This is a genomic window from Bradyrhizobium sp. CCBAU 11434, from assembly GCF_028128895.1.
GTDB lineage: Bacteria > Pseudomonadota > Alphaproteobacteria > Rhizobiales > Xanthobacteraceae > Bradyrhizobium > Bradyrhizobium zhengyangense.
Window position 1 is genome coordinate 1 of sequence record NZ_LBJX01000066.1, and the last position, 12,514, is coordinate 12,514.

10 protein-coding genes, 2 pseudogenes and 1 other annotated feature are annotated in these 12,514 nt (G+C 59.6%); of the genes and pseudogenes, 2 read left to right on the forward strand and 10 right to left on the reverse strand.

Features of this window, described 5'->3' with window-relative positions:
- Positions 1-51: 51 nt before the first annotated feature.
- A complete protein-coding gene (locus tag XI06_RS14120) occupies positions 52-690 on the reverse strand; it encodes a carbohydrate porin (RefSeq protein ID WP_271605614.1) in 639 nt (212 codons plus the stop codon).
- Between the two features lie 264 nt (positions 691-954).
- Here XI06_RS14120 and XI06_RS14125 point away from each other — a divergent pair, with 264 nt between their 5' ends.
- Positions 955-1,149, forward strand: a complete 195-nt coding sequence (locus tag XI06_RS14125) for a hypothetical protein (RefSeq protein ID WP_271605615.1) — start codon at positions 955-957, stop codon at positions 1,147-1,149.
- Between the two features lie 744 nt (positions 1,150-1,893).
- On the opposite strand, the gene XI06_RS14130 is transcribed toward XI06_RS14125, so the two are convergent.
- The 4 genes and pseudogenes from XI06_RS14130 to XI06_RS14145 all read right to left on the reverse strand — a co-directional run bounded on the left by XI06_RS14130 (position 1,894) and on the right by XI06_RS14145 (position 3,005).
- Positions 1,894-2,049, reverse strand: coding sequence for a hypothetical protein (locus XI06_RS14130; RefSeq protein WP_271605616.1), 156 nt, complete (start codon positions 2,047-2,049; stop codon positions 1,894-1,896).
- Positions 2,046-2,334, reverse strand: a pseudogene (locus tag XI06_RS14135) (hypothetical protein). Before XI06_RS14135 ends, XI06_RS14130 begins: the two are co-directional and overlap by 4 nt.
- The gene (locus tag XI06_RS14140) at positions 2,331-2,615 is read right to left on the reverse strand and encodes a hypothetical protein (protein WP_271605617.1); all 285 of its coding nucleotides are present in this window, start codon (positions 2,613-2,615) and stop codon (positions 2,331-2,333) included. The pseudogene XI06_RS14135 and the gene XI06_RS14140 overlap by 4 nt, the downstream one beginning before the upstream one ends.
- 186 nt (positions 2,616-2,801) lie before the next feature.
- The gene (locus XI06_RS14145) at positions 2,802-3,005 is read right to left on the reverse strand and encodes a hypothetical protein (RefSeq protein WP_271605618.1); all 204 of its coding nucleotides are present in this window, start codon (positions 3,003-3,005) and stop codon (positions 2,802-2,804) included.
- Positions 3,006-3,673: 668 nt separating this feature from the next.
- Between XI06_RS14145 and XI06_RS14150 the strand changes: the two genes are divergently transcribed.
- Positions 3,674-4,902 (forward strand): IS3 family transposase gene (locus XI06_RS14150; RefSeq protein ID WP_271605619.1). Its coding sequence is split into 2 segments (ribosomal slippage): positions 3,674-3,962 and positions 3,962-4,902, totalling 1,230 coding nucleotides; the frame shifts between segments, so codons are not numbered across the junction.
- Positions 3,955-4,071, forward strand: a sequence feature (AL1L pseudoknot). Its footprint overlaps the gene before it by 117 nt.
- 387 nt (positions 4,903-5,289) lie before the next feature.
- On the opposite strand, the gene XI06_RS14155 is transcribed toward XI06_RS14150, so the two are convergent.
- The 5 genes and pseudogenes from XI06_RS14155 to XI06_RS14175 form a co-directional block, all read right to left on the reverse strand.
- Positions 5,290-6,381 (reverse strand): sensor histidine kinase, encoded by a 1,092-nt coding sequence (locus XI06_RS14155; protein ID WP_271605620.1) that lies wholly within the window; start codon positions 6,379-6,381, stop codon positions 5,290-5,292.
- Positions 6,382-6,683: 302 nt separating this feature from the next.
- Positions 6,684-7,061 carry a response regulator gene (locus XI06_RS14160; RefSeq protein WP_271605621.1) on the reverse strand — a complete coding sequence of 126 codons (378 nt, stop codon included), beginning with the start codon at positions 7,059-7,061 and terminating at the stop codon, positions 6,684-6,686.
- A 13-nt stretch (positions 7,062-7,074) separates the two neighbouring features.
- A pseudogene (locus XI06_RS14165) lies at positions 7,075-7,474 on the reverse strand (response regulator).
- Positions 7,475-8,183: 709 nt separating this feature from the next.
- Positions 8,184-9,671, reverse strand: coding sequence for a hypothetical protein (locus XI06_RS14170; RefSeq protein ID WP_271605622.1), 1,488 nt, complete (start codon positions 9,669-9,671; stop codon positions 8,184-8,186).
- 189 nt (positions 9,672-9,860) lie between these two features.
- Positions 9,861-11,522 carry a recombinase family protein gene (locus tag XI06_RS14175; protein ID WP_271605623.1) on the reverse strand — a complete coding sequence of 554 codons (1,662 nt, stop codon included), beginning with the start codon at positions 11,520-11,522 and terminating at the stop codon, positions 9,861-9,863.
- Positions 11,523-12,514: the final 992 nt, after the last annotated feature.

Here is a 12,514-nt window from a genome sequence, read left to right on the forward strand (position 1 = left end):
CAGAATCGGCGACCTCATGCCGTGGCGCTTCCGCAAGGCGTCAAGCCCCCATCAATAGGGTGACGGCTCAGCGCTTACGTTGATCCGGAAGTTCAGGCCGTAACGATTGCGAAGCTGTGGATCGTCGCTGCCCGGGCCTGCCGAATTTCCGTCGAATACGGCGCCGAGCAGGGTCAGATGATCCGTGACCTCGGCACGAAACCTGACGCCGAGTGCTGCGAGGGGCGGCGAGGGCCCTCCGATTGGCATGTTCAGCACGAAAATCGCCGGCCAGCCAAGCGAGGCGTTGGTGAACACGTCGGTATATTTGGAGGTCGCAAATTCCGAGTCGGCCGCAAGCTGCCCGGCCCGCAGCGCGATCTTGTCGCCATTCCACTTCTTCTCGAACCACATTTCGTAAAGGCGGGTCGACGGCAATGCCTCGATTCCGCTGACGTCGAGATGGTTGAGGAGCGAGCCGCGCGATAATCCCCCGCCGTCGATGCGAAAGACATTGGCGTGGAAGGTGAGAGCCTCTAGGCCGAGGAGCTTTTGAAGGTCGGCGTCGGCGGCAAAGTTGATGCGGTGCTCGTAGATCGAGCCGCGCTTCGCGCCGCCCGTTGGATCGCCGACTGGTGGGTCCCTTCTGGATCCTGAGCAATATTGAACAGCGGTACTAATCCGAGTGTGGTGGGTTCCTATTCGGGGCACAGCGTTGCAGCCATCGCACTGTGCTCTCCCTCCAAGATGGCCCCGGTCCTGTCAGCCCCCGGATCGGGGCCATTTGCATGCGCCTGCTAAGCGGCCAGGTTCCTTCTTCATCTCCGTTAACTTTTCCAAGGTGGTCAGAATTGACCATATGTCCGGTATCCGACATGGCAGACTTGCCTGGTCTCCGCGCAGCCATTGGCATCTATCGGGGATGAGATCGCTACACGCGAACCCGCCTCCGATCCTCTGGAAAGGAGCAGCGCAATGCGCCGCCGCAACCAGCAAACCACTTCTCTTGAAGAGCGCCTTGCTACAGAGGCGAAGCGCCTGCGTGAACAGGCCGCGCTGCTTCCGCATGGACACTTACGCGAAACGGTCGAAAGAAGAGCCCGGCAGGCCGAAACCGGCTCACACATCAGTGAGTGGCTGAGGTCGCCCGGCCTGCGCGCCCCGGCGTAGATTGCCGATATGAGCAACAAAGAACTGCGTGAGAAGCCAAGCTGTGCTCCTAGTCAAAGGCGCACAGAAGAGGCGCGGGAGGTCGTCCAAGAGTACGTGGACGACCTAAGGAATCTGGCCAAAAAGCTCTGTCAGAAGCTCAATTAAGGGTCGCATTTCCGAACTTGGCTAGTTCCAGGAACGAATGTCCACTTTGGCACTTATGGATTCACCTCTGGCAGGGTGAATACGATGAATTATTTCAGCAGCGACAAATTTTCTGGCCCCAAAACTCGCGAAGAGCGGCGATGCAAATGCGGGGCTCAGCCTGAGCTCGTGCACCGCATGATGGACCCTCGGCACGGCCTCACCGTCCGTATATTCGAATGCCAGCGGCGAACGCACTTGGACCGAAGATAAAGAGTAAGGTCGCCCCAGCCCGCCCTCATCCGTTGCGCTTCATACTGTCCGCGATCCGCGTCCAACTTCCAGGGCGAGAACGATCAGGTGATCGGCCTGCCTGGGACGCGCAGCAAGGCGATCCGCCGTGCTCCCCTCCAAGATGGCTCCAGTCCCCGCCAGCCCCTGGAGTGGGGGGCATTCTGTATCGGGTCGCTAGAGTGGCGGCCCCGGCTTCAGGGGGGCTTTTGGGGTAGGCCGGGGCCGCTCCGCCAGCCCGGCGGCGGGCCAGCGCGATTCAAGACCCGTACCGCCGCCAATGTTCCTACCAGCCACCCCCTTGGGAAATTTGCGGGTGCCGCCGGTTCAGGCTGGCGAGCCAATCACGTCGTATTCGAACGCTACGCCCTCGGGGTCATTCTCCTCGAACCAGATCTCTGCGGCCTCGACCGTGGCGAAGACCTTGATGTGATCGACGTCGCCAACCTGCTTGGCGGTGTTCACATAGACGAAGACGGTCATTGATCCCTCTTCAGCTTGCACCGGCCCCAGTGTGGCTCTTTGCCCTTGGGGTTCAACTCGGGAACGTAGTGCCGGTTCAGAGCCCGCAGGACGCCGATACGGGCCATCATTGTTGGCCCGCCGCGCTCGACCACCAGGAGCAGAGCCTCCATTGCGGCCCGCCACTCTGGTGCATCGTGTTCCTTCTTCGGCAGCGCGGCGATGTATTCGCCAGCTTCGCGCAGCGTCGTCGCGCCCGTCGATCTCAATTGGATCCTCGAAAGGCCGCCCCCAGCCTTTGGTCATGTTGTGCTTCGATACCCCATCACCGCCATCTGCGGGTTGCAGCGCTCGAAGTCTGGCCGAACGTCAGCGCCGCGATATCCGCAAGCCTGGCAGACAAAGCGCGGCTCGAGATCTGACAGCCGCATACTGTCATGCCACCGATCGGCGTCCAAGGCGACGTGATGGCCGCAGTGGCAATAGACGAGCACGCCGCGCAAGCCGATCTCGCGCATCTCGCCGAAGGTGATCTTGAGGGGCCGACCGTCGGCGTGCGTAGGCGTGTGGCGTCGAGGACCGGGCATGCCGCCATCGAAACGAGGCGTAGGCAAGAGTCAAATTGTCGATTAGTGGTGGCTCGAAGTGCACGCCAGCTAACGCCCGTCGGGGATGTGAAAAAAAGCCGATCGCACCGCCCCTCGAACTCGGTGAGCTATTGAAGGGAGGCCGCCACGATTTGGCGGCCTCTAGTCTCTTTCGGCGCCGCGTGGTCACAGCCCGAATACGAAACCGATAGCAACGGTTGTGAGAATAAGTTCGCCCAATGTCTGCCCCTTGCCCATACCGGGGCCGCCATACAGCACATAAGCACTGGGGGCTTTGGGGTCCAGCTGGCCCCGGCCGTCATTCATCATCCCGCCGACAACCGCGTCGAGATCCTCAACGGAAAGCAAAGCGACTTCCTGCGTCTTCATGTTTCATCTCCTGTCGTTTGCAAGGCACCATTCCCTTGCCCGAAGGAGTAAGCGGTTCGGCTTATCAGCGTGGTGATTGCTGTCACACAGGAACCGACCGGTGGCCGATCGACCGGGACTGATCGGGATGAGGCAACATCAGCACGAGATCGACGAAGTCGCGCGCATGGAGCGCATCTGTCGGGATCTGGCCAGGACGGCGGCCGTGCCGGAGGAGGCCTCGCCGCCCCGTAATCCAAATCCGCCAATAGTCGGATTAAACCTGACCGTCAACTCGCAAATATCCGGCCCAATGCTTTGCCGACGAACGAGGTGTGCCTTCTGCCCCGGGCCGCAACCAAACTGCTACCGAGACCGGAAGCGACCTCAGGATCCATCGTTATGACCTGCTGCGTATCCAACCCATGATCGATCCGAACGGCCACCCTGCCATCGCTCGTGCGGGTGGTGGTCAAGGTCTGGGGAGCGATCGCCTCTCGACGTAAGCGTTCGGCCGGTGATCCGATCTGTCCCTCGGCAGCATGAAGAAGAACCACCATTTGCCAGTCGAACCATGGCAGCCTTCTGACCGGCAGGTATGGCAACTCGGCCTCGGCACTTTGGAGATCTGAAGAGTGAACCGCCCCGGGATTGCCGGAGGCTCCAACTCTTGAGAAGGTGGAGCCCTTATGAGCAAGACGACGAACAAGTTTTCACCCGAGGTCCGAGCCCGCGCGGTTCGGATGGTTCTGGATCACGCCGGCGATCACCCGTCGCGCTGGGCGGCGGTGACCTCGATTGCGGCCAAGATCGGCTGCACGCCGCAGACGCTGCATGACTGGGTCAAGAAGGCCGAGATCGATAGCGGGCAACGAGCCGGCGTTCCGACCGACATGGCCGAGAAGCTGAAGGCGCTGGAGCGGGAGAACCGCGAGCTTCGGCAGGCCAATGAGATCCTGCGCAAGGCAAGCGCTTATTTTGCGACGGCGGAGCTCGACCGCCGGTCCAAGCCATGATCGCCTTCATCGACGATCATCGTGGGGCGCATGGGGTCGAGCCGATTTGCAGGGTCTTGCCGATCGCCCCCTCGACCTACCACGCCCATGTGGCCAAGCGGCGCGATCCGGCCAAGCTGTCGGCGCGCGCCAGGCAGGATGCCGCGCTGAAGATCGATATCCGGCGTGTATTTGAGGAGAACTTCCGGGTCTACGGCGTGCGCAAGGTTTGGCGACAGCTCAAGCGCGAAGGCTTTGACGTTGCCCCTTGCACAGTGTCGCGATTGATGCGGGACATGGGTTTGCAAGGGGTGATCCGCGGCAAATCCGTCAAGACCACGATCAGCGACAAGGCGGCGCCATGTCCGCAGGATCACGTCAACCGCCAGCTCAAGGCGCCAAAGCCGAACGTCCTCTGGCTCTCCGACTTCACCTATGTCGCGACCTGGACCGGCTTCGTCTACGTCGCCTTCGTCATCGACGCCTATGCCCGCAGGATCGTGGGCTGGCGGGCCTCGCGCACGGCGCATGCGGGCTTCGCGCTCGATGCGCTGGAGCAGGCGCTGCACGATCGGCGACCGGTTCATCGCGGCGGGCTCGTGCACCATAGCGACCGCGGCAGCCAATACGTATCCATCAAGTACACTGAGCGCCTGGCTGAAGCTGGTATCGAACCTTCCGTCGGCAGTGTCGGAGATTCCTACGACAACGCGCTCGCCGAAACCATCAACGGTCTCTACAAGGCCGAGGTGATCCATCGGCGCGGGCCATGGCGCAGCTTCGAAGCCGTCGAGTTCGCCACACTCGAATGGGTGGACTGGTTCAACAACCGGCGGCTTCTCGAGCCGATCGGCAACATTCCGCCGGCCGAAGCCGAGCAACGCTACTACGCCATGCTGGAAACTCCGGCCATGGCCGCATAACTTAAACCAAACAGCCTCCGGCAATCCCGGGGCGGTTCAGAGCGAAGGCCGAGGATGGCTATTGGAAGACGTTGGGACTCGAATAAGCATGATTGAAACCTGAAGAGTTTGCCAAGCCGTGGCCGAACGAAGTCAGTCAGCGCTCGTCGCTCAGCTCGGCAGCTCCGGTCTTCACTGCTGTTATCCGGACCAGATCTGGAGCACCTGAGCCCTCATGCGAAGGTCGTGCTCGGCTGGTCATCAGTTGAGGCCAGACCGGACGTGCCGAGATCGCGGCCGGATCGACCCGAATGACCCGAGCAGACCTCTCGGGGCGCCAAGCAATTTGCGCCCGTCGTCTCGCATTTTCTAAATTCGGAGACCAATAATCCTCACTGAGGCCGCTAACTACGCTGCACGACTACCGGCTTTTAAGAACGTGGTGTGAGTGATGGATACTGTCGTCCCCCCAGCTCCCGACAGAGTTTCGACCTGGGCGTTAAGACTTTGCGCAAGCGCCTTCACGATGCCGCTGCCAAGCCCAGTTTTAGCTTGCGCAAAAACGCCATCCTGTCTGCCAACCCCATTGTCGGCGACCGAAAGCTCCCAATCTGTGCCATTGACTTCATACTTAATGATGATCTGCCCCTCTGTATCGACTTTGGGAAAGGCATGTTTCAAGGCATTCATGACGAGTTCGGTTGTGATCAAACCGATGCTTTCGGCCTGACGGGCATTCGCAGTGCCTCTGTCGCCAACTACTTTCACGATAACCGGCCGAGCATCCCCGATCATTGAGGCAGCGAGGGCGTCACTCAGCCTAGTGAGATAGGCCACCATTTCAACAGGCCCTATTGTTCCCGCGACATGGAGTTGCTGTTGTACGGCTGCTATCGATATGACCCGATCGTGAATGTCCTGCAGCAGCGGGCGCGTATCCTCAGAACTGACCGTGTTTGCCTTCATCAGGATAATGCCCGCAATGATTTGCAGGCTATTGGCAATCCGGTGCTGAATTTCCTCCAGCAAGACATCCTTTTGTCTGAGCAGATCGTCCTTCTCGTCCTCGAGCTTGCGCCGCTCAGTGACATCTTCAATTCCGAGCAGAACGGTCGGTTCGGCGCCTTCTTTGTAAAACACCTGGCGGGCATTCAAGCACATGGTGCGCGTGCCCAAGTGCGGAAATTCGTGCTCGACTTCATAATCTTCCATCACGCCATGTTCAGGGATGATTTGCTCGAGCAGCACGCGAAGTTTGGGAATGTCCCATTGTCCGTCACCTAATGCGTAGAGGAGTTGCCCCTGCGTCTCCTCGGGGCTCACCTCGAATGCCGAGTAAAAGGAACGGCTCGCGGCAATCACGCGCAGAGCCTTGTCGAGCACGATGACAGGTTCCCGGACCGTATCGACAATGCCCTGCGCCAGCGCGCAGGCGTCAGCGACATTGGTGAATTGTTCTCGGAAATTAGTCTTTTGCACATACCCTCCAAGGCGGGTCAACGTAGCATCCCATCGGATGGGCCATCTAGATCGCCCGAAGGGGAGCGCTCGTTAAAGATACACCTCGCCTGATCAGCAGATTGAGCAAAATTGCTCACTCTGAAACGCGACGGTTGAAGTAGCGATTAGACAAAATATCGGGTCAGCCAAGCCCTGCTTCTGGCCCATCGCTTCAGTTGACGTGGTGCTGCTATCTGTCGGTTCACAAGGCAAACCGGAATTTGCAACCGAGCGCCAACCCGACGCGAATGACCCAAACAGACCATCATCACAACGACTCACGATGAGCGAGAGCTTACCGGCTAGATCGGTCCGAGGTTGTTGCTCCGCAATTGCGACAGTGTTGTCTCGATGGCGGACTGCAACTCTGACAGCAAGCACGGCTTTCTCACCACTTGAGTGCCTCTAAATGCGTGAGGCACGCCCGACGACCCGTACCCGCTAACGAAGAAGAAGGGCTTGCCTCGAATAGCAATTGCCGAGGCGATTGGTTCGATGGTGTCCCCGCCGACGTTTATATCTAAAATCGCTAGATCAAATTCGGCGTTCGTCGCAAGGGCGGCGCCTTTCTTGACATCGCCTGCTTCCGCAACGACGGAATGGCCTGCCTCTTCAATCATCTCGACCAACATCATTCGGATGAGCGCCTCGTCTTCTACGAGCAGGATCGAAGCAGGCACGGATTGCGGTTCCTCAGGCGGGACCCGTCTGCTGCGAGCCCTCGTTCAGGAGCTGTGAAACAGCCGATACCACTTGCGCTGGCGCAAAGGGCTTTTGAAGCAGAATGCTGTTTGGTACGCCAAGTACGGGCCACTTATCGGCGGCGCCGCCCGTCATGTAAACCACAGGAAAATGCGGGTCGACTTCACGGGCGGCCCTTGCGACTTCCCAACCGTCCAGACGCCCGAGCAAATTGACATCAGTCACGAGAGCTCGGTAGGGCATGGGACCACCCTTCAGGAGCGTGACGGCTTCCTCGCCCGTCTTCAACGGCCGCGATTTGGAAGCCTCCCTCTGTGAGGGCGTCTTCAACGATAGCTTGGATCGCATCATCGTCCTCGATCAGCAGAATGATCGGAAGTTCCGTTGCCACATCTTCCCCCGCTCACGACCCCCTTGTGTTACAAAGTGCACAGAACGATTTTTGTTCCGACGGCGCAACGGACAAGCGAATGACGCTAAGCTGGGACGGCGGCGGTGGATTGGCCAATTCGCTGTGCAGGGCAGGAACGTTATGACAATTGCCAAGTTTTCCTCGTGCCCTTCCCCCAAGGGCGACCCCGATGGCCCCAGCTCCATGCCCCCCAATATAGTAGCGAGCTGGGGCCGTTTTTTTAAGAAAGAGGTCTAGCTGCACGCCGGGTCGGTTTTTCTGTGAGCCTTGCTGGGAAGCGACTGTCGCATGGAAGTAATCTCCTGGGTCAATGGTTCAAGATCACGCCTCGACAAGTGCATGAGTTCGGTTGTAGCTCTTTTCGGACTTGGCACTGCGTCGGAGGCGAGCCCGTAGTGCGCATCAAAGCGGACGTCGCTATCAAGCGATCTTGTTCATTTTTGCGCGCGCCAGCGCATGTCGAACCGCTCCGCGATCCGCCGGACCGAATCGGTGGTACACGGCGGTGGTCACAAAATCCGACCGGGCTTTTTGAGAATCCTTGTTTTCCGCGGGTTTTTGAGCAATCGGCGCAAGGGGAAGAGAGTCCCACTCTCTCCGCCAAGCCTGAATTTCGTGGAGCGACGATTCCCTTAGCTCGGGGTTGCTCAAGCTCGCCCGGATCGGCACTCAGACAGGACGTGCGACCTCAATCCGGATAGATACCTCCGGCCGCGAAATACGCTTTCAGGAGCGCCTCGCTCCATGCCTTCATCGCAGCGGTCTTCTCCGGGATGCGCTGCGCCTGGAAATACCAGCGCTTTCCGGTCCGGCCGACGCGGTCGAGCTCGTCCCTCCGATCGCCCGCGATCTCGTGGCCGATGATTAGCGAGGCGGTGCCCGGGGGAAGGTTGGTATGATCGAGTACGAAGTCGCCGAGCGTGGAACGAATGATGTGCATGGAGAAGGGCGGAATCCCGCGCAGCACGTTGCGATGGTTGCCTTGGCGCAGGCCTCTCATACTGCGCAGGTGATTTGCGAGTGCGGATCCCGAGACGGGGACGTCGCCGTTGCTCATCACTCGGGAGGTGAAGACCCACTTGCTCGGACGTTCGATTCTATTTTTCTTGCGTTCTTTGGCCGCCTTTCTCCAGTCGCGCATGCAGCAGTCGATGATATGTAGGCCCAATGGCGACACGGGCAGCGTGAAGTCGTTCTGCGCCTTCATGACTTCGGCCTGCCAAGTGGCGAGTCCCCAGCCCGCTTCGCCGTTCGGATCCTGGTATTGCACGTCGTCCAGTGCGATCCATGTGCCGGAGCCGCGGCGGTGCCCGGTCAACGCGTCCCACCACAGGCCCCAGCGGACGGAAGGCGACACTCGCGCGTTCCCGACACGGGAGGCGCAGAAACGCTCGTGTTCGGCCAGGAGTTGACCGAGATGTTCGACCTTGAAGTTCTCCTTCTTCTTCTGCAGGGCGATCTGCCTTTGCCTCTTTTCCCTCACTTCCTTTTCCGTGCGCTGCCGCTTCTCGGCGGCCAGCCACCAGCGGCGTCCCGTCAGGCCGCTCTCCCGGCGCTTGTAGGTGGCGGCCCAGGTCAGCGCGGCCTGGGCGTAGGTGCGAAACTTGCGGTAGGCGGTGAAGCCGCCGGTCTTCCTTGCATGGAGCTTCGCCTGGATTCCCTCGAGCCATTCCTCGTTCAGTTCGGTGAGTAGCTTGTCCTCGTGCTCCGTCACCTCCGGCCGCTGAAAGATCAGGCGGGCGTCGTTCTGACTGTCCGCCGAGGGAAAGATCGGCTTGCCCGAAGCGTCCTCCCGCATTTTCCCGAGCTCGGTGCGATACTCGGTGACGAGTTTGCCCCAGGTCCAGCCCGGCGGCTTCTCGGCTTCATTGTTCTGCGGACGTCCGTCGAGCTTCGCCCATTCCGTACGGGCGAGCTTCTGAGCATCCCGCAATCCAAGAAATCGGTCGCCGCCGGCCGCGCCGCGCCGGCGGGATTGCGGGATCTTGGCCGCCTTGGCGGGCGGGATGGCGGACCCGATCTTGACCGTCCGCGCTCGGGTCTTGACCAGCCAGGAGGCCGCGTGTCCGCGCACCCGAAGGACCCAATACGGCTGCAAGGTGTCGCAGAAGTCGACGATCTCCTTCGTGCCCTTGACGGCGAGCTCGATCGCCTCCTCGACGATCTCAGCGGTCATGCTCACACGTCTCGACGCCATCTTGATTCCCTTAATCCGAAGGTTTCAGTGGTACGTACCACAACGGTACCGTCGAAGTCCAAGAATCCCGTCGGTGGAAAGGTGGCTAGGAGCAGTTTGGCGCTGTTTTTTCCGACTTTTTGCTTCGAAACTGCTGTACGAACGCGCCCGACTACAAGAGGTGAGATATCATAATCCTGGGGTCGGGGGTTCGAGTCCCTCTCCCGCTACCACCTTTCCCCACACTCCTTTGACTTGGTTTGGATAGGCCTTTTCCCCAAGCAGGGCGTTTAGCCGGCCTGCTATCTCCACGGCTACACCACCTGGGCGGCCTGGATCGCGGAACACGGTGACCGTCTCGACTAGGTCTCTGATGGCTTCCGCGGCCTCTCCGTCGCCCGCACTGACGCCTTTACCCAGTGCGTCTTCAAGCCGACCGAGTTGCTCCTCATATCGTTTGAGGATGGCCGGATGCAGCGCGACTTCCTTCAGGGCGGGTGGTTCACTCTGCAACTCCTCAGATATCCGCTTTCGTTCGGCATCTAAGGCAGTCGATCGCGGTCCGAGAACGGATGGATCGCCATGTCCTTTCGCGATCGCATCCACCAGTCGTTCGATTTCCCGGTTTATTTGCCCAAGCTGCTGCTCAAGGCGCTGCCGTTTTGCATGTGAGGTGGCCGCGAGGCGCTTCCGTTCCTCAAGATACGTGCGTACGTATTCTGAGATAACCTTCGGCGCGCGCAATTCGGCCTGTAGACCGTTGAGGACCGCGCTCTCGACAGTGTCCAAATAAAAAGTCTTGGCGTCTGGACACATGCCGCTCTCCGTCGCCGCCGAGCAGCGAATCCGAACGCGCCCCGATTTGTCCCGTCCATTCGTTGCCATACCCGAGCCGCATGAACCACAACGGAGTAAGCCAGATAGCATCCGACGGGGCCGTCGTTGATGGCTGGGGTGGCCGTGGCTGCGCTCCCCTTTGCGTTGCTGGGCAGCTGTGAACAACTCTGGACTGACAATTGCAAGATGGGGCACTTCAGCCACCTGCCAGTCACTCCTCGGATTCGGTCGTGACAGGCGCTTTCCCGAGTCGGGATCTTTCACCATCCTGACTTTGTTCCAGATAAGGCGTCCCATATAAAGTTCGTTCAGCAGAATGCCGGCGCCCCTCTCATGATTGCCATTGATTGTTGAGGCATTCCAGGCGCGCCCCCGCGGAGGTGATACCCTCTCCTTATTGAGATCATGCGCGATTTCCCGAGGCGTACGACCGTCTACGTATTCCTGAAATATGCGCCGGATCACTTGTGCCTCGGTCTCGACAACCACGCGTTCGCCGCTTCTTCCGGTGACCGCGGCATACCCGTATGTCAGGCCGCCGCCAGCCAAACCTTGCTTGACCCGCCCCGCTTGGCCGCGACGCACTTTGTGCGCATTGTCCTCACGATAGAGTTGTCCGACCAAACCGCGAAGGCCGACCAGCACGGTATTAACGACTCCCTCGTGGACCGCCCGGATCTCGATCCCGAGAAATGACAGCCGCTTATGAATGCCAGCGAGATCTTCCATGTCGCGAGAGAGGCGATCGAGCGCTTCGACGATTACGACGTCGAAGGATCTCTCTCGCGCCTGGTCCAACATCCGCAGAAGGCCTTCGCGGCCCATGACGGACCCCCCTGAACGAGCCCGATCTTCATGGGTACTGACAACAGTTAAACCTTCGCGTTCGGCATAGCTTTGACAAAGTGAAAGCTGATCCTCAATCGACCGCTCGTCCTGCAGATCGGTTGAGAATCGAGCATAGATCGTCGCTCTTTTCCTTGTCGTCTCTTCGATTGGCGAGCTCTCTTTCATGATCTTCCCTCGCGGCCACACGAGCAAGTACTCGCGCGAGACGTAAGATCGCCTTGTCTGGATTCGTCTGCAAGACAAATTTGCGATCAGCTTCCCGCACGATCGAGCCTCTACGTCATCGCGAGGCTCAACGAGGTGCACGCACCTGCGCTGGCGCCAGTCGACAAGAGGTGGTGGGGACTGATCATCTCGAGCATCCTGCTCGGGTGATAACTAAGTGCAACGGCCGCTATGAGCTCGTCGTGCAATCGGGTGCTTAATCGATGAAAAAGAGAGCAGCGAACGGCTTTGCTTGCGCCGAATTGATACTGCTCGGAGGGGCATAGCGTCTCAATCTAGCGAATACCAGGGTGCAAACTCCGGGCTCCGTCACGGGACTCTGTTCCAGCTATCGATTTCGCCACCAGTTCGCTCTGATTGGACCCGATGGCTCAAATGTCTCTAGCAGGTCTATCCAGGCGAGCGGAAATGGTCTTCGCGGTTCGGGCAATGATCGGCGGACTACTAGGGCCAGGCCTATGAGCCTGGATATTGCGTGAAAACGGGTACCGGGAGGAAATTTAGTCTTTGGAGCCGCTTCTTTTGGAAGATTCTCGATATCTCCCGCGTCGCCGCGTGCGTGGCACCCGAAGTTCTTGTCTTACCTGACAATCTCGCCGTAACTGATGAGCCAAGCGCGTCGGGAACTATATTGTTCGCCGCAGTCACAGCTTACGAGCGGCACCTTGGTCTAGGGACCGACGGCAGACGGTAAGACGCGCGCGCTCGAGGTAATCGTCACCGGCGTCGAGAGACAACCTCTGAGTTTGGCGTAGTTACCTCGTGGTCCTTCGCCACCAGATAACTTCCTCGATGAAACAGGCGTTCGAACCAGCAAAGCCCACCATAGGTACCGATCTTTGACGAAATCGATGCCTTTCGCTGGCCCACGACCCTTTGTCCCATGAGCGTAAGATGCACCGACGAGAGGCGGGAATGGCGAGCCGCAGGAT